General features: G+C 60.2%; 16 protein-coding genes. 9 read left to right on the top strand and 7 right to left on the bottom strand.

All coding sequences use genetic code 11. From position 1 onward, the window contains the following. Positions 1-19: 19 nt before the first annotated feature. Together DXD94_RS05510 and DXD94_RS05505 are read left to right on the top strand one after the other, a co-directional pair. Positions 20-784 (top strand): amino acid ABC transporter ATP-binding protein, encoded by a 765-nt coding sequence (locus DXD94_RS05510; protein ID WP_117743726.1) that lies wholly within the window; start codon positions 20-22, stop codon positions 782-784. Between the two features lie 52 nt (positions 785-836). Beyond that, positions 837-1,646 carry a gamma-glutamyl-gamma-aminobutyrate hydrolase family protein gene (locus DXD94_RS05505; protein WP_117743725.1) on the top strand — a complete coding sequence of 270 codons (810 nt, stop codon included), beginning with the start codon at positions 837-839 and terminating at the stop codon, positions 1,644-1,646. Positions 1,647-1,749: 103 nt separating this feature from the next. Here the strand turns inward: DXD94_RS05505 and DXD94_RS05500 are convergent, their stop codons facing one another. Genes DXD94_RS05500 through DXD94_RS05485 form a run of 4 tightly spaced genes read right to left on the bottom strand, consistent with a single transcriptional unit; the run spans position 1,750 to position 4,295 of the window. After that, entirely contained in the window at positions 1,750-2,106 is a 357-nt protein-coding gene (locus tag DXD94_RS05500; RefSeq protein WP_117734248.1) for an Hpt domain-containing protein, read from the bottom strand. Positions 2,107-2,129: 23 nt separating this feature from the next. Beyond that, positions 2,130-3,053 carry an HD-GYP domain-containing protein gene (locus tag DXD94_RS05495; protein ID WP_199568399.1) on the bottom strand — a complete coding sequence of 308 codons (924 nt, stop codon included), beginning with the start codon at positions 3,051-3,053 and terminating at the stop codon, positions 2,130-2,132. Then, positions 3,023-3,442: a hypothetical protein gene (locus tag DXD94_RS05490; RefSeq protein ID WP_158564797.1), complete on the bottom strand. Its 420-nt coding sequence runs from the start codon at positions 3,440-3,442 to the stop codon at positions 3,023-3,025. The genes DXD94_RS05495 and DXD94_RS05490 overlap by 31 nt, the downstream gene beginning before the upstream one ends. 55 nt (positions 3,443-3,497) lie before the next feature. Next, entirely contained in the window at positions 3,498-4,295 is a 798-nt protein-coding gene (locus DXD94_RS05485; protein ID WP_158564796.1) for an alpha/beta fold hydrolase, read from the bottom strand. Positions 4,296-4,469: 174 nt separating this feature from the next. Between DXD94_RS05485 and DXD94_RS05480 the strand changes: the two genes are divergently transcribed. From DXD94_RS05480 to DXD94_RS05470, 3 genes are all read left to right on the top strand, one after another. Beyond that, entirely contained in the window at positions 4,470-5,246 is a 777-nt protein-coding gene (locus tag DXD94_RS05480) for a radical SAM protein (protein ID WP_117763462.1), read from the top strand. A gap of 116 nt (positions 5,247-5,362) precedes the next feature. Then, positions 5,363-6,250 (top strand): type I methionyl aminopeptidase, encoded by an 888-nt coding sequence (map, locus tag DXD94_RS05475; RefSeq protein WP_022094665.1) that lies wholly within the window; start codon positions 5,363-5,365, stop codon positions 6,248-6,250. Positions 6,251-6,382: 132 nt separating this feature from the next. Next, on the top strand, positions 6,383-7,318 hold the full coding sequence (locus DXD94_RS05470; protein ID WP_117763461.1) for a D-2-hydroxyacid dehydrogenase: 936 nt from the start codon (positions 6,383-6,385) through the stop codon (positions 7,316-7,318). Positions 7,319-7,569: 251 nt separating this feature from the next. Here the strand turns inward: DXD94_RS05470 and DXD94_RS05465 are convergent, their stop codons facing one another. Continuing rightward, positions 7,570-8,955 carry a M18 family aminopeptidase gene (locus DXD94_RS05465; protein WP_233540324.1) on the bottom strand — a complete coding sequence of 462 codons (1,386 nt, stop codon included), beginning with the start codon at positions 8,953-8,955 and terminating at the stop codon, positions 7,570-7,572. Between the two features lie 161 nt (positions 8,956-9,116). Between DXD94_RS05465 and DXD94_RS05460 the strand changes: the two genes are divergently transcribed. The 4 genes from DXD94_RS05460 (at position 9,117) to DXD94_RS05445 (ending at position 13,013) form a co-directional block, all read left to right on the top strand. Continuing rightward, positions 9,117-10,202, top strand: coding sequence for a carcinine hydrolase/isopenicillin-N N-acyltransferase family protein (locus tag DXD94_RS05460; protein WP_117763460.1), 1,086 nt, complete (start codon positions 9,117-9,119; stop codon positions 10,200-10,202). 140 nt (positions 10,203-10,342) lie between these two features. After that, the gene (locus tag DXD94_RS05455) at positions 10,343-11,422 is read left to right on the top strand and encodes a 6-phosphofructokinase (RefSeq protein ID WP_117743718.1); all 1,080 of its coding nucleotides are present in this window, start codon (positions 10,343-10,345) and stop codon (positions 11,420-11,422) included. Between the two features lie 368 nt (positions 11,423-11,790). Then, positions 11,791-12,249: a hypothetical protein gene (locus DXD94_RS05450; protein WP_117763459.1), complete on the top strand. Its 459-nt coding sequence runs from the start codon at positions 11,791-11,793 to the stop codon at positions 12,247-12,249. 443 nt (positions 12,250-12,692) lie between these two features. Then, positions 12,693-13,013 (top strand): multidrug transporter, encoded by a 321-nt coding sequence (locus tag DXD94_RS05445; RefSeq protein ID WP_117734238.1) that lies wholly within the window; start codon positions 12,693-12,695, stop codon positions 13,011-13,013. Positions 13,014-13,129: 116 nt separating this feature from the next. Here DXD94_RS05445 and DXD94_RS05440 read toward each other — a convergent pair whose 3' ends face one another. Both DXD94_RS05440 and DXD94_RS05435 read right to left on the bottom strand, forming a co-directional pair. Next, entirely contained in the window at positions 13,130-15,895 is a 2,766-nt protein-coding gene (locus DXD94_RS05440) for an ABC transporter permease (RefSeq protein WP_233505129.1), read from the bottom strand. 5 nt (positions 15,896-15,900) lie between these two features. Further along, on the bottom strand, positions 15,901-16,602 hold the full coding sequence (locus tag DXD94_RS05435) for an ABC transporter ATP-binding protein (protein WP_117743716.1): 702 nt from the start codon (positions 16,600-16,602) through the stop codon (positions 15,901-15,903). Positions 16,603-16,726 lie beyond the last annotated feature (124 nt).

Below are 16,726 nucleotides of genomic sequence, written 5' to 3'. Positions count from 1 at the left end.
TCATAAGGAGCCGAGCATCATGGCACAGAGCACTTCTACTACCGACAACCGGCCGTTGATTGAGCTCAGGCACGTCGATAAGCACTATGGCGATCTGCACGTCCTCAACGACATCAACCTCTCGGTCGACCGCGGCGAGGTCGTCGTGGTGATCGGTCCCTCGGGCTCGGGCAAGTCGACCATGTGCCGAACCATCAACCGCCTGGAAACCATCGACTCAGGCGAGATCCTCATCGAGGGCGAGCCCCTGCCGCAGGAAGGCAAGGATCTTGCCCGCATGCGCGCCGAGCTGGGCATGGTGTTTCAGCAGTTCAACCTGTTCGCACATATGACGGTGCTGCAAAACGTCATGCTGGGACCGGTCGACGTGCTGGGCATCTCCAAGGATGAGGCTCGCGAGCGCGCCATGGACCTGTTGAGTCGCGTAGGCGTTGCGGAGCAGGCCGATAAGGTGCCCGCACAGCTCTCGGGCGGTCAGCAGCAGCGCGTCGCCATCGCCCGTTCGCTTGCCATGCAGCCCAAGGCCATGCTCTTCGACGAGCCCACGAGCGCCCTTGACCCCGAGATGATCAACGAGGTGCTCGAGGTCATGGTTCGCCTGGCCCAACAGGGCATGACGATGATCGTGATTACGCATGAGATGAACTTTGCCCGCCGCGTGGCCGACCGCGTCGTGTTTATGGCCGACGGTCAGATCGTGGAAACCGGCACGCCCGACGAGTTCTTCGACCACCCCCAGACCAAGCGCGCCCAGGACTTCCTCAACTCCATCAAGGGCCACTAGCCCAATTGCCATATCTGCTCGCCATGACCATCCAAACTCGAAAGCAACACCTATGATCGGAACTCGCACTTCATCGTCATACACCCCGCACGTCGACGTCGATCCCGCCGACCGCCCGCTCATCCTCGTCGCGCCGCGCTGGGAAGAGGCGAAGCCGTTTTTAAGCGAAACGCTCTCCCCCAACGAGGAAATCGCAAGTGTCTTTGTCGATGCCATCCTTGCCGCCGGTGGCCTGCCGCTGCAGATGTCTATTACCGAAGACATCGATGTTATCCGTCATTACGTGGAAATCGCCGACGGCATTGCCATTCCTGGCGGCCCGGACGTCAACCCCAAACGCTGGGGCGACGAGCGTCCTTACGACCCCACGCTGTGCTGCGAGATTCGCGACCGTTTTGAGTTTAAGCTGGTTAACGAGGTGCTTCGCGCCAAGAAGCCGCTCTTTACCACCTGCCGAGGCACGCAGCTGCTCAATGTCGCCACCGGCGGCACCCTGTGCATGGACGTGCCGAGCCTGGGCGCGCGCGAGGGCCGCACGCAGTGGCGCCATACCCACGTGCTCAACGACCCTGTGCATCCTGTCGAGGTCGTGCCGGGCTCGCTGCTGGAGCGCGCGGTTGGCGGGCACAGGTTGATCCAGACCAACTCCGCACACCACTGCTGCGTCGATCGTCTGGGTAAAAGCACGCGCTTGGTCGCCAAGGCAACCGACGGCGTACCCGAGTGCATCGAGGTCGAGGGCCAGCCGTTCTGCCTAGGCGTGCAATGGCATCCCGAGTACACCTGGCAGACGCTCGAGACCGACTTTAACCTGTGGAAGTCGTTTGTCGAGGCAGCGGCAAAGGTTAAGCAGGCCCGTTAGTTCACGGACAGCACAACAAATAAGGGCGCCCCGCCGGCCACATGGTCCGACGGGGCGCCCTTTTGCCTATATGCATCCGGCGCGCATCAAAGCTCGCAAGCTCTTATTCAGCCGCCTCGCGTAAGGCCGACATCGTAGCTGTATATTGCTGCTGCAGCGCATGCATTCCCTCGCGAGCGCCGTCAACGGCATCGGCGCCGCGCAGCGCCTCGGTCACCACGACCGCCGGCTCATACAGATTATCGAATCCCAGGTTCTGGCTCACGCCCTTGAGCGTATGCGCTGCCATAAACGCACCTTCGGCGTCTCCTGCCGCCATGGCGGCCTCCAGCTTGTCCATGCTCTCGTCATCCAAAAACTTGAGGGCAAAGCGGGCAAGCATTTCCTCGCCCATCAGCCGAGCGCACGCGTCATCATAATTAGCGCCGATCTTCTTATACGCCTCACGCATGGAAATCATGGATTGAAACTCCTTTGGTCAAACTAAATCGTGGGAAACGCGACAACGTCGGCGGGGCGTGCCAACGTCTCGGCAATACGGTCTTGCACCTCGAGCAGACAGTCCAGCAGCAGCGGGTTAAAGGTGCCGCACTTACCGTCCAGGATCATCTGGATCGCCTCCTCGTGCGGGATGGCATCCTTGTACACGCGAACGCTCGTCAGCGCATCGTACACGTCGGCCACCGAAACCACCTGTGCGGCGATGGGGATATCGTCGCCCTTAAGGCCGTCGGGATAACCCTTGCCGTCCCAGCGCTCGTGGTGCCAACGCGCAATCTGGTACGCATATTCCATAAGCGCATTGCCGGCGTGATGGCGGCCCAGCTCATGCAGCATGTCGGCGCCGATCGTGGTATGCGTCTTCATAATCTCGAACTCCTCGGGCGTGAGGCGCCCGGGCTTGTTGAGAATCGCATCGTCAATCGACATCTTGCCGATATCGTGCAGCGCCGAAGCCAAGGCAATCGTGGAGCGCTCCTCGTTGTCGAGGGAGATGTTGTCGCTACGGTGGACCAGGCAGCCAAGCAGTAGCTCGGTCAGCTTCTTGATGTTCGTAACGTGCCTGCCGCTCTCGCCATTGCGAAGCTCCATGACGCCGGCCATGATGTCGATGAGCATGCGGCTGTTCTTGACGCGCTCGTTGTACTGTTGGGACAGCAGGCTCGTCAGACGACGCTGTTTGGCGTACAGGCGGATGGTGTTGCTTACACGGCGGCGCACGACACGGGAGTCAAACGGGCGGTTGATATAGTCCGAAGCACCCAGCTCGTACGCGCGCAGCACCACATCGTCGGAATCTTCGCTCGAGATCATGATGACAGGCAGATTGTCAATAATCGACCGGCGCGACAGATCGCCCAACACCTCAAAGCCGTTCATGCCCGGCATGACAATGTCCAGCAGCACGAGCGACAGCTCATCGCCACACCGGCCTGCGTGCGGGCGCTGCGAAGCTTTTCCTCATAATATCGGCGATTGCGCACGCTCGTCAGCACGTCGATGTAGACAAGGTCCTCCTCTGCGGCCTCCTGTCCATCAATCGGACGCACCATCAGCAGGACGTGAGGCTCGCCCTCGACCTTCAGAGGGCGCAGGCGAGCGCGGTACTCAACGCCATCGTTGAGCAGCCGTTCCGACACCTCATCGGAGCCTGCCAAGACCTCCAGACCTGACTGGCGCAGACAGGGACACCGATCGCCGGCGAGCAGGCAGTTGGGATCGCCCTTAATCTGGTCGGCCGACAGCAAACGCACCACGGGGTAGGGCTGAAGCCGCAGACGTTGGGTTTTGAGCACCCTTGTTAACACAGCCGAAACGTCTACGAAAGAAGCCCGTTTGATGATTCGGCCGCTAGAGCCCCAAGATGCCGCGGACAGCCTGGGCGGCCGCTGTCGGGCGATCGCGCAGCCCGTTGTGCGCGCCGGGAACTACTACGAGCGGACAATTCAAAAGCTCAGCCGCCGTTCTCGTGCCCGCCTCGCGGGGCGTGCCAATCGAGAGCTCGCCCAGAAACACGGCGGCCACCGTTTTCGAGGCGCGGACGCCATCCCAATCGGGAACGCAGGTCATAGTGATCTCGTATTCGTTTGCCATGAAACTGCGGCCGTTGCGCAGGGCATGCTTGGCTTCTGCCTCGGTTAACTTGGGGGCTTGAGGGTCCGAATCGCCGATGGCGCCCAGGAAGGCCCTTAGCGCCCTCGAGACCTTTCCCGCAGCAATCATCTCGAGTAAAACCGGTGCCGCACCCAGGCCGGCGCCTTCGTTTGTCACGGCGGGTTCATGCAGAATCGCACGCGAGACAATGGTCGGGTTTGTACGGAGAAGCTCCAGGGTCACCAGCGTACCGGCACTGTGCGCGAGCACGTTTGCCGGAGCGCCGATATGCTCGATGACGGCCTGCAGGTCGTCGGCCTGGGCGGCGAGGTCGTAGCGCCCGTCCGCGGCGTCGCCGCTCTCGCCGCAGCCGCGGCGGTCGTAGGCAACTACGCGGCACACTTCGCTGAGCTCGCGGGCGATGCCCTCAAAAAATGTGCCATCGACGCAGGCACCGTGCACGCATATCAAGGCAGGCGCATCCGACGGCACGCCCGACTCGGCAAACTCGCGACAGGCAATCGTGGTGCCCGCATTCTCGACCGTAAAATCCATGTTATGCCCCATCGTCTTGTGCCTTGTTAACACATGAACTGTACCCGACCCGAAACCTTTCATATCGCAGGCATCGAGGGCAGAATGAAAAAACGAAACCTAAGAGCACAAGCCAAACCAGACTTTGGCGCCGATGCTATGCTTAGGCACAACTGTCCCAAGGAGCATATGCCTATGTCTACGTTTTTAAATGCCAGCCCCATCTTTGGACCGGTGCGCAGCCGCCGTCTGGGCCTTTCTCTCGGTGTCAACATGATGCCGGCATCGGGCAAGATCTGTACGTTTGACTGCATCTACTGCGAGAACGGCCTCAACGCCGAGCGCCCCTGCCATGAGCCGTACAACACAGCTGCCGTGGTACTCGACGCGCTCGAGGCAAAGCTGCGCGAGATGGCAGCCGAGGGCGAGCTCCCCGATGTGATCACCTTCGCAGGCAACGGCGAGCCCACCGCCGCACCGGAGTTTCCGCAGGCCATCGCCGGCGCCGTCGCGCTGCGCGACGAGCTTGCCCCGAACTCCAAGATCGCCGTGCTCTCCAACGGCACGCGTACCGATCGCCCCGAGGTGCACGATGCGCTCATGATGGTCGACGACAACATCCTCAAGCTCGATACCGTCGACCCGACATTTATCCAGCTGCTCGACCAGCCTGTTGGCCCCTACGACGTCGAGCACCAGATCGAGACGTTCGCGAGCTTTGACGGTCACGTTATTATCCAGACGATCTTTTTGAGCGGCGAATACCGGGGCAAGCCCCTCGATAATACCAGCGAAGCGTATGTCGGCCCTTGGCTCGCGGCGCTCGAACGCATTCGCCCGCAGGAGGCGACCATCTACACGGTGGCGCGCGAAACACCGGTCGCCGGCCTTGCCAAAGCGGCGCCCGAGGTACTCGACACGATCGCCGCACGCGTGCGCGCCCTCGGCATTCCCTGCCAGGTGAGCTACTAGCGCGCGGCCACCCGCCAGCAAATCATCCTCAACTGACAGGGTAGCTAAAAAGCCCCGTCCCAAATGAGCTGGTCTGCGGGTGAGCTATACTAGCTGCAAATGAAAGGAAGTTAGCCATGTTTGACAATGGACCCGTGCCCGGCCGCAACGACGCTTGCTGGTGCGGCAGCGGCAAAAAATATAAGAAATGTCACAGCGCCTTCGACGAGCGCCTCGAGCGCTTGTGGGAAGAGGGCTGGGAGGTTCTGCCTCGCACGCTCTACAAGACTCCCGCCGATATCGAGGGCATCAAGCGCTCGGCCGCCATCAACGTGGGTGTGCTCGATTACGTAGGCGAACACATCGCCGCGGGCATGACCACCAACCAGATCGACCAGATGATCTACGACTACACCGTCGAGCACGGTGGCACGCCAGCCGATCTCAACTACGAGGGCTATCCCAAGAGCGTGTGTACCTCAATCAACGACGTCGTCTGCCACGGTATCCCCTGCGATGCGGATGTGCTGCACGAGGGCGACATCATCAACGTGGACTGTTCCACAATCTTGGACGGCTACTTTAGTGATTCGAGCCGTATGTTCTGCATCGGCGAGGTCTCGGCCGAGCGCCAGCGCCTGGTCGACGTCACCCGCGCCAGCGTGGAGGCTGGCCTTGCCGCCGTCAAGCCGTGGCTGCCGCTGTCCGTGATGGCCGAGGCTGTGCAAAAGACCGTCGAGGACGCCGGCTTTAGCGTGGTGCGCGAGTACGGCGGACACGGAATCGGTAAGGAGTTCCACGAGGACCCGTTTGTGGGCTTTACCACCGAGGCGCCCGATGTGGACACCATCATGGCTCCGGGCATGGTCTTTACCATCGAGCCCATGGTCAATGCCGGAGCGCCCGACATCAAGATTAGCAAGGGCGACGGCTGGTGCGTGCGCACCAAAGACGGTAGCGATTCGGCTCAATGCGAGGTACAGCTCGTGGTGACCGAGGACGGTTACGAGCTGCTGAGCTGGTAGCCACACGAACGCCGGATGTCTATGGACCTGCAACCGTCCATGCATCCGGCGTTTCGTTTGAACGTTTTGCCTGATAAAACCTGCCAAAATAAACCTGTCCCTTTTTGGTAGGTCAAGCGGAGAGGACTGCTTGTGAACATCCTAGTTTTGCTGCCCGTCAACGACCGTCATCGCGCAATTCTCGAGTCGAGCGCTCCGGGCGAGGACTTTATCTACACGAGCGCCGACGCCGCCACGCGCGAGCAGGTCGCCGATGCCGACGTGATCTTGGGCAACATCGACCCTGCCTTGCTTACCGCATGCGAGCATCTCCAGCTGTTGCAATTGCAGACCGCGGGCTATGACGACTACCTTGCCGCCGGCACCGTGCCGGCTGACGCCAAGCTGTCTTGCTCGATCGGCGCCTACGGTCAGGCCGTAAGCGAGCATATGTTTGCCATGGTGCTGTCGATGATGAAGCGCCTGCCCGGCTACCAGGACCTGCAGCGCGAGCATCGCTGGGAGGACTTGGGCCCGGTCACCTCGCTCAAAAATGCCAACGTGCTGGTGCTGGGCGCGGGCGATATCGGCGGCCACTTTGCCACGCTCTGCCGCAGTATGGGCGCGCACGCCCGCGGCATCAAGCGCCATCCACTCGTCTACCCCATCGTGTTTGAGGACATGGACGGCATGGACGCCCTGCCCGAGCGCCTGGCCGAGGCTGACATCGTCGCATCCTTTATGCCCAGCACGCCCGAGACCCGCGGTCTTGCGGATGCCGAGTTCTTCGCCGCAATGAAGCCGGGCGCCTTCTTTGCCAACGGCGGCCGCGGTGACCTTGTGGTTGCCGACGACCTGGTCGCCGCCCTTGAGTCGGGACACCTTGCCGGCGCCGCGATCGACGTCACCGATCCCGAGCCGCTGCCCGCGACAAGCCCCCTGTGGGACGCGCCCAACATGCTCATCACGCCGCATATCTCGGGCTGGTTCCACCTAGAGGCCACGCTCAACAACGTGGTCGACATCGCCGCCGAGAACCTACGCCATCTTCTGGCTGGCGAGACGCTACGCTGCTGGATTGAGCACTAGGTATTACGCCGTTCTAACGAACGGCGTAATGAGCCGACGCTACGAGCCCGTCTGGACGGCAATCTGCCTTTCAATCGTCGGGCATGGCCAGAAGGCCAATGCCCTCCTCTTTCAAGGCACCTTGCTCGCCCAGACGGGCTCTCGCTGACTTTTTCTCTACCCGCAAAGCTTTAGGGACTCAGCGGCTTGTAATGCCGCTGGCATTCGCCCAGATAAAACCTGCCAAAATTAACATCCCTTTTTGGCAGGTTTTAGAGCTCCACGCTTTCGGCGCCGTTGATATGGAGGTCACGCTCGTAGAAGGCGGTGAGGGCGCGGATGGCGCACATCACATCGCGCACGCCGCCGGTCTCGTAGCTCGAGTGCATGGCCAGCTGCGGCAGGCCCACGTCCACAGCGTGCATACTCGCCTGCATGTTCGACAGGTTGCCCAGGGTGGAGCCGCCGGCCATATCGCTCTTGTTGGCGAAGGCCTGCGTGGGTACGTCGGCGTCATCGCAAATAGCCTGGAACACCGCGCGGCTAAAGGCATCGGTGCAGTAGTGCTGGTTGGCGGCCTCCTTGATGACGATGCCGCCGTTGAGCACAACCTGGTTGCGGGCGTCGCACTTCTCGGCGTGGTTGGGGTGCACGGCATGCGCGTTGTCGCAGCTCACGAGCATCGAAGCGGCAAGCGCACGGTGGTACGACTCGTCATCGAAGCCCAGCGATCCGTTAATGCGGCGCAGCGCGTCGGCCAAGAACGTCGACATGGCGCCTTGCTTGGTCTCGGAGCCAACCTCCTCGTTATCAAAGCAGCAGAAGACCGAAACGTCGTGCGCGTTCTCAGCTCCTAAAAATGCCTGCAGCGAGGTGTAGGCGCAGGCCAGGTCGTCGAGCTTGGGCGTCGAGATAAACTCGTCGGCCCAGCCCCAAATGCGCGCATCCTGGCGGTTGACCAGGAACAAATCGCGGCCCAAAATCTGCTCGGGCTCAACATCCAGCTCGTCGGCGATCAGGGCGTCAAAGTCGCCCTGCTTAAGGTCGCCAGCGCTGATGAGAGGGCACAGGTCAACGGCTCGGTTGGGCGCAAAGCCCTCGTTAACGCCGCGGTTCATATGGATGGCAAGGCTCGGGATGATGGCGACTTCGCGCTCGATAGCGAGCAAACGACTCTCAATACGGTCGCCCTCGCGTACCAACACGCGGCCCGCGAGTGCCAGCGGACGGTCGAACCAGGTGTAGTCGATCATACCGCCGTAGGCCTCGGTGTTCAGGCGTAGCGTCTCGCCCGCGCCGTCGAGCTCGGGCACGGCCTTAACCTTAAACGTCGGCGAGTCGCTGTGCGACGCCGTCAGCTGAAAATGATAGTCACCGGCAACGCCGTCCTCGCCCCACGTAGCGGCCAGGTCCTCGCCCACTTTAAAGGCAACAACGCTCGAGGTATTGCGCTGCGTGTAATAACGCCCGCCCGGCTCGATGTCCCACGCCGCATTCTCGGGCAGGTAGGTAAAGCCCGCCTCGTCGAGCTCGGCCATAATGGTCGCCGCCGTATGGAACATGCTGGGGCATGCCTCGATAAAGTCGATAAGGTCGTTGGCGGCCTCGATATCGTCGGCCGTCACATGCGCGCGCTCGGGCGTTTCCTGATCAGTCATGCTCTCCCCTTTCACTGGGCTGATGGTCCCCTCCAGCATACCCCGCCGCGCCAGTGCCGTGCCTTTCATTCCATGTTTAATCCCGCGCCGCTCGCCAAGTTGAGCCATCATGCCCGCACTCCTTTTGCGACAATTACGCTAACAGGACGAAAGGAGCCGTCATGAAGCCACGTAACATTGCCATCGCCTGCGGTGTCGCAGGAGTCGCCGTCGGCCTTGCCGCTGCCACCGGCATCGTTTATCACAAACAAATCAAGTCTGCCGCGTCACTCAAACGCTTGACCGGCTACGCGGATGGCTATGACCTGTACGCAATCGACATTGCCTACGACTACGATCTTGATCGCATCATCGCCACTGGCGTGCGCGACGACCAGGCCTACATCGATGCCGTGGTGGCACAGGTGCTGCCCGGTGTGCCGGCACATGTCCAGGCGCCCCAGTTTGCCTGCAGCGCTTTTGTCGCCGTAGATGCCGAAGGCCGCGTGCGCACCGGTCGCAATTACGACTTTAAGGACGACACCTCGGCGCTGCTGGTGCGTAATCACCCGTGCGACGGCTATGCCTCCATCGGGTTTGCCGCCCTTAACAACCTGGGCGATAACACTCCGCTTGACTCCGTCGGCGGACGCGCTGCGGCGTTGATAGGCCCGTTTGCCCAGCTCGACGGCGTCAACGAATGTGGCGTGTCCATTGCCGTGCTCACCCTGGATTCCAAACCCTGTGACCAGGACACGCAACGCCCCGTCATCAATACCTCGCTCGCCATCCGTCTGGTGCTCGACCGTGCCGCCACCACGCAAGAGGCCGTCAACCTGCTTTCCGCCTACGACATGCACGCCATGGCAGGACGCGATTACCACTTCTTTATCAACGACGCCGCCGGTGACGCGCGGGTGGTGGAGTGGGATCCGCGCGATCCCGACCGTGCATGCAAGGCGACGCCCGTACGCCAGGTCACGAACTTCTACGCCTGCTATGGTGACGAGGTGCTCCCCAACCAAAAGAACGGCGAGCTGGGCCATGGTAAAGAGCGCGCCGTCGCAATCGCCGATGTCCTCGACGCCCGTGCCGGCGCCCAAGACGAGGCAATCGCTTGGAAGGCCCTACGCGCTGCGGCGCAAGAGCCCAATCCGGAAGACATCACCAGCAACACGCAGTGGTCGGTCGTCTTTGACAACACCGAGCCCGCTGCCGCCATCACGCTGCGCCGCCACTGGGGCGACGTCGACGCCTTCGCGCTGTAAGGAGCCAGGCCCGTCGACCTTACGCTCGCCTGACGTTGCTTACATTTCTATACGCTTGAGCTAACACGTTTTACCCCTGTATCAACAGTGTGCGGGGGTAAACTTATGCGCATGTTATAACTTGCCCGGAAGGATTCATCATGCTTAGGATCGGTCTTCTTACCAGTGGCGGCGACTGCCAGGCGCTCAACGCCACCATGCGCGGCATTGTCAAAACGCTCATGACCAATAGCGAAGAGCCTATCGAGATCTATGGTTTTGAGGACGGCTACCAGGGCCTTATCTACAGCAGGTTCCGCGTTATGACTCCCGCCGATTTTAGCGGCATCCTCACCCGCGGCGGCACCATTCTAGGCACGAGCCGCACGCCGTTCAAGCGCTTGGACATTCCCGAGGCTGACGGCGTCGAAAAGGTGCCCGCGATGGTCCACACCTATCACAAGCTGCAGCTCGACTGCCTGTTTATGCTGGGCGGCAACGGCTCCACCAAGACCGCCAACCGTCTACGCCAAGAAGGCCTCAACGTTATCGCTCTGCCCAAGACCATCGATAATGACACCTGGGGCACCGAGATGACGTTTGGCTTTACGAGCGCCATCGACGTTGCCACCAAGTGCATCGACGACATCCACACCACCGCCTCGAGCCACGGCCGCGTGTTCGTCATCGAGATCATGGGCCACAAGGTTGGCTGGATCCCGCTGTACGCTGGCGTCGCGGGCGGCGCGGATGTCATCTTGATTCCCGAGATCCCCTACGACATGGATAACGTCATCAAGACCATCGAGCATCGCATGGAGACCGGCAGCCGCTTTACCATCGTGGCCGTCGCCGAGGGCGCTATCTCCAAGGAGGACGCGGCGCTGTCCAAGAAGGAGTACAAGAAGAAGCTCGCCGAGCGTACGAGCCCGTCGATTGTCTACGACATCGCCAAGGAGATCGAGGCCAAGACCGGTCGCGAGACCCGCGTCGCCATCCCCGGTCACACGCAGCGCGGCGGTCAGCCCGACGCCCAGGACCGCATCTTTGCGACCCAGTGCGGCGTCGAGGCGGCACTGGGCTGCCTACGCGGCGAGTTTGGCTACATGATTGCCCTGCGTGACGGCAAGATGTGCCACATGCCGCTCGAGGATGTCGCCGGCAAGCTCAAGTTTGTCGACCCCCAGAGCGACCTGGTGCGCGAGGCCAAGGCATTGGGCATCAGCTTCGGCGACGAATAGCCTCGGTCGAAACCCATCCCATCGGGCCCTCCGACCCCGCCCGACGTATTTCGATTTGGCTCCTCCCTTGACTCCGTCAAAGGTCGCCAATCGAAATCGTCGGGCGGGGTCGGAGGGCCCTGCGTTTACATACTCGCCGAGGCTATTCGTCTTCTTGCTGCAAGTGCGTGGGCTGAGATTTTGGGATGTTGCAGGCTCTTAGCTGAGAGTAGCACTGACATTTGTCCTGAAATGGCTGGTCGTTAGGGGTTGCTACCGGTAGTTGCGGTAGGGTTGGAGCAGATTCTAACTAGAAATGGTGGTCGCTACTGGTTGTTCTCGGCATACTCGGCTCATTCGATTACGGTCACCACATGAAAGGAACTGCGGTGGATAGCACTGATGATGAGGCACAGAACAGCAACGATGGCACCGTCACCATCGACGGCGAGACGTTTTCCAGCTGGAAGGAAGCACACGACAAGCTCGACCATCATGGCAAGCATTTCCACACCAAGGTCGGTCGTGCGTGGAACAAGTTTCCCTTCCCCGCACTTGTCGCTCTCGCCTATCTGGTGCTCGGCATTGTCTACGGCACATGGGACATGGGGCTTTTCCTCGTCTTTCTGGTTCCCGTCTACTACGCGATTGGTGACTTCATCGATCGGCGCCACCTGTCTAAGCTGATCGAGGCCATCTACCCGGCAGCCGCCATCGCTTGGTTCCTCTACATGTGGCTCTGTTTGGGACAGCCCCATCCTGCATGGATCATCCTCATCACGATTCCCGTCATAAAGGCGCTCATGCGCTGGTGCCGCAAACAATGGAAGCACCGCAAACAGGCCTAACACGCTCCGACCCACCAGCACCCAACCACCCCCGCCCTTCTCCTAAGTTGCGGTGAGATAGGGACTGTTTCGAAGTTCCAAAGCGCCAAACAGTCCGTATATCACCACAACTTACAAACAACTGGGTCAGTTCCGGCACGGAGATTAGCATTGAGCTGACCGCGCGCCAAGAAAAGGGCCTATTTACTACGTTTAACTCGAGAGGGCCGACCATACCCGCCTTTTCCGAAAAATGGCAAGCCCTCTACCTGCGGTTTTAATTTCATAATCTTTGTCATGGTCGAGGGTGTGGTAGCAAACGTAGTAGATAGGCCCGTTTTGTGGCATACGACCCATTCAAGCCCAATCTCGAAGGCTAAAGAGAGCCTCTCATCCACGCCTGGGAGCGAAAACCAAATAGAATGAAAGGCAAATGGAAAGCCCGTTTGACGAGCGGAGGACATATGCGCGACGTAGCCGAAAGCGACTGGAAGCTGTTTAAGAAAATGCTTCCTCAATGGCAAGAACGTTATATGGAAAAGCTCATCGCCCAGTACGTTGAGATGCTGAACGGCGACAGCGAAGCGTCCAGTAGATTTTGGGCATTAGAAGAGCGCCTCAATAGAGACAAGCTGTCCTCAGGCGTAATCGCAAACAACATTCGCCGCAGCACAATGCACCGCGAGATAGCCAATTTGCTTATCGACAGCGTGATCACCCTTGACGACCTTGACGGTTTTACCGAGGACATTAAGAGCTATGCGCAACGCTGGATTGGGCAGTAAGAGCACTGAACGACAGACCTCCCCAGCAAAACGGGGCAAACGCTGGGCCACCTAATGGTTGTCCGGCGTTCGCCCAGATAAAACCTGCCAAAATAACCCTGTCCCTTTTTGGCAGGTTACTCGGCGCTCTTGAGGGCGCCGACCATGTCGATCTTGTTGAGCGTTCGGTTGGTGGCGAGGTTGACGATGATCGTAAAGCCGAAGGAAAGCACCACGGCAAGCACGTAGCTCAGCGGCTCGACTTCGACGTCAAAGTACAGCGACGGCATCTGCAGGATGTACGTAAAGCTCTCGGCAAGCAGGCCACCCAGCGGCACGCCCAGCGCGGCACCAATCGCCGTCAAAATCAGCGTCTCCTTGTTAACGTAGTGGTGCACCTCGCCACGACGGAAGCCCAGCACCTTGATAGTCGCCAGCTCGCGTTCGCGCTCCGAGATGTTGGTATTAGACAACGTAAATACCACCACAAACGACAGGCACGCCGCCATAAAGGTCACAAGCACCACGACCGAATTGATAATCGTAAAGTTTGCCTCATAGTTTTCCCAATGCTCGGCGGTACTCGACAGCGTAATCCAACCATCGCTCTTAAGACGGTTGGTAAACGCAATCTGATCGGCCGACGAACCCTTAAGCAGCGCAAGGATGCCGTTGAGGCGCGCGCTTCGACCGAACGCGCTCTCATAGGTGCTCTGCGTCATATAGAGCGTGTTGCCCAGATAGTTAAGCGAAATGTCGCTGACCTTGACCTTGGCGACGTTGAGTGACGAATCCTGGACATGTGCTGTGTCACCCGGCTTGATCCCCAGCACCAGCTGAGAGCTCTTGCTCAAATACACATCCCCGTCGCGCAGGGCGAGCGGTTCTTCGGACTCGTCCTCGAGACACACGTAGTCGTCCAGGTCGTTCGTGCGGTCATCGGGCACCACGATCAGTTGCACGGTCTCGCTCTTGCCGCCAAATGTAAAGGTGACGTTGTCGGTCATAATCGGCAGCGTCGAAGTCACGGTCACGTCGGAATCCTTGGCTGCGCTTCGCTCGTCGAGCGCCGCGCACGTCTGCGAAAAATCGTCGGGATTGGCGACCGCTAGCAGGTCATAGCGCGTGATATGCCCGTACTGCTTGGGCGAAAGCGCCACCGATGTATCGCGGATGCCCATACCGCAAATCACGAGCGCCGTGCAGCCCGCGATGCCAAAGATGGTCATAAAGGCGCGCTTTTTGTAGCGGAATAGGTTACGTGCAGCGACCTTATTTAAGAAGCCCATGCGGCGCCAGATAAAGCCGATGCGCTCGAGCAAGATGCGCGAGCCGGCGCGCGGGGCCTTGGGGCGCATGAGCGAGGCCGGGGTCTCGGCCATCTCGTGGCGGCAGGCGATAATCGTGGCGCCCACCACGCCCACGGCAAACAGCGCCACCGAAACGATCGAGGACACGATGTCGTACGAAAGCAGCATCTGGGGCAGCGAGTACATGTCGTCGAATACCGTAAACAAGAACAGCGGCAGGCCCACAAATCCAATGATGTTGCCCAGCACGCCGCCAATCAGGCAAGCCCACAGCGCATAGTCCACGTATTTGGACAGGATACGCCCGCGTGAATAGCCGAGTGCCTTGTACAGACCGATGAGCGTGCGCTCCTCCTCGACCATACGCGTGGCGGTGGTGAGACTGATGAGCACAGCGACGATAAAGAAGATGAACGGGAAAACCGTGGCGATGGCCTCGATCGAGGAGCTATCGCTCTCGACGCTCGAGTAGCTCGCGATGTTGCCGCGGTCCTGGATGTACCAGGTGCATTCGCCAAGGTCGGAAATCTCGGCGCGGGCATCGGCAAACTGCTGGTCGGCGGCGGCACGGCGCTGGTCCAGGTCGGCTTGCGCCTGCGCACGCTCCTCGCTGCCCTCGGCCATACGATCGATGTTGTCCTGTTCAATCCCAAAGAGCATATTCGCTTGGCGCTCGGCCGCATCCAAACTTGCCGGCGTATCGACCGTCAACTCTTGAGCACGTGCCTTTTCGCGTCCGTCGCGGATCTTATCGATATTGCCCTTGACCTCATTAATCTTTGTCGTGTAGGCATCCGAATAGGAATTGAGGCTCTTAGCCCCCTCGACGGTCACGTGAACCGCGGAGTAGGAAGAAGATGTCGCGGCATCCTCGCTCACATAGAACTTATAGTCCGCAGCCGAAGCAGCGCGAAAGGCATTGACGGTCGAGTCGGAGCTCACATCGGTGGGGTCGAGGACCTCAGCCGTAATGGTGTAATCACCCGCGGCGAACTGATCCTTGGCACTTTGATTGGACGAGCTCGCATCGTTGGCGGCAAAGCTCACCGTATCGCCGATTTTCTTGCCCGAAGCCTTCAAAAAACGCGAGGTCACCGCGACCTCGCCGGCACGCTCGGGCAAATCGCCACTCACCAGCACCGGCTGATCGATATTCTCCCTGGAAAGGCTCTGGACGACCACGCGCTCGCGCGTTGTACCCACGGCGGTGTAGGCGGTCTCGGTGTAGATGCCCTCGGCTGTCTCGACGCTGTCGACCTCTTGAATGGCCGCAAGATCGTCGCGCGTAAGGCCATAGGTCGACTGCACGTTAATATCATAGACATTCTGCTGGTCAAAGTAGGCGTCAACCGAATCGCACAGGTCCTCGCAGCCCGCCTTAAGGCCACACATCACACTCACGCCAAGCGCCGTGATGACCACGATGGACAAGAAGCGCTTAAGACCGCCTCGGATTGTGCGGTAGATGCCACGGCGAAACACCGTCGGCACCATGTCGTTTGAACTTTGGGCAGTGCGGTAGGTCGCGAACTCTCGGTCGCGACCGACGTGCTCCGTATCACGGTTTTGGCTGTTTTGGCGATCCTGGTCCATGGGCGCTACCACTCGATCGTCTCGATAGGTACAGGATTTTGCTGGACAGTCTCGCTCTCCACGCGGCCGCTCTTAAAGCGGATCAGGCGATCGGCCATGGGCGCCAGCGCGGAGTTGTGGGTGATGATAATGACCGTAATGCCTTGCTTGCGACAGGTGTCCTGCAACAGCTGCAGAATCTGCTTGCCGGTTTTGTAGTCGAGCGCGCCCGTGGGCTCGTCGCAAAGGAGCAGCTTAGGGTTCTTGGCCAGCGCGCGGGCAATGGACACGCGCTGCTGCTCTCCTCCCGAAAGCTGCGCAGGAAAGTTGGCGAGGCGCTCGCCCAGGCCGACCTGGCAAAGCGTTTGCTCGGCATCGAGCGAATCGGGGCAGATTTGCGCCGCGAGCTCGACGTTTTCGAGTGCCGTCAGGTTGGGGACCAGATTGTAGAACTGGAAAACAAAGCCGACGTCGGCGCGGCGGTATTCCACGAGCTGCGCCTCGTTGGCGGAGCTCACGTCGCGCCCGTCCACCGTCACGGTGCCGGAGGTCGCCGTATCCATGCCGCCCAGAATGTTGAGCGCCGTGGTCTTGCCGGCACCCGAAGCACCCAGAATGATGGCGAGCTCGCCGCGCTCGACCGTAAAGCTCGCGCCGTCGAGCGCGTGGATGCGGGCGTCGCCCTCGCCGTATGCCTTGATGACGTCTTTGAATTCAATATAGGCCATCGATTAATTCCCATCTGGTCGGATAACTCTTTAGTATTACCCATTTCCCACCCACCAAAAAGGGACAGGCTCATTTTGGCAGGTTTTATATGGGGGAATGGCGGGTGTGGGCGAGGCATTGAGG

Origin of the sequence: Collinsella sp. TM10-22, assembly GCF_003466125.1 — a bacterium.
Taxonomy (GTDB): Bacteria; Actinomycetota; Coriobacteriia; order Coriobacteriales; family Coriobacteriaceae; genus Collinsella.
This window is presented reverse-complemented; position numbering and strand designations above follow the sequence as displayed.

Bases quoted from the DNA above. Each gene is read 5' to 3' on its own strand.
- DXD94_RS05510 (WP_117743726.1), top strand. From the start codon at position 20: ATGGCACAGAGCACTTCTACTACCGACAACCGGCCGTTGATTGAGCTC.
- DXD94_RS05505 (WP_117743725.1), top strand. From the start codon at position 837: ATGATCGGAACTCGCACTTCATCGTCATACACCCCGCACGTCGACGTC.
- DXD94_RS05500 (WP_117734248.1), bottom strand. From the start codon at position 2,106: ATGATTTCCATGCGTGAGGCGTATAAGAAGATCGGCGCTAATTATGAT.
- DXD94_RS05485 (WP_158564796.1), bottom strand. From the start codon at position 4,295: ATGGATTTTACGGTCGAGAATGCGGGCACCACGATTGCCTGTCGCGAG.
- DXD94_RS05480 (WP_117763462.1), top strand. From the start codon at position 4,470: ATGTCTACGTTTTTAAATGCCAGCCCCATCTTTGGACCGGTGCGCAGC.
- map (WP_022094665.1), top strand. From the start codon at position 5,363: ATGTTTGACAATGGACCCGTGCCCGGCCGCAACGACGCTTGCTGGTGC.
- DXD94_RS05465 (WP_233540324.1), bottom strand. From the start codon at position 8,955: ATGACTGATCAGGAAACGCCCGAGCGCGCGCATGTGACGGCCGACGAT.
- DXD94_RS05460 (WP_117763460.1), top strand. From the start codon at position 9,117: ATGAAGCCACGTAACATTGCCATCGCCTGCGGTGTCGCAGGAGTCGCC.
- DXD94_RS05455 (WP_117743718.1), top strand. From the start codon at position 10,343: ATGCTTAGGATCGGTCTTCTTACCAGTGGCGGCGACTGCCAGGCGCTC.
- DXD94_RS05445 (WP_117734238.1), top strand. From the start codon at position 12,693: ATGCGCGACGTAGCCGAAAGCGACTGGAAGCTGTTTAAGAAAATGCTT.
- DXD94_RS05440 (WP_233505129.1), bottom strand. From the start codon at position 15,895: ATGGACCAGGATCGCCAAAACAGCCAAAACCGTGATACGGAGCACGTC.
- DXD94_RS05435 (WP_117743716.1), bottom strand. From the start codon at position 16,602: ATGGCCTATATTGAATTCAAAGACGTCATCAAGGCATACGGCGAGGGC.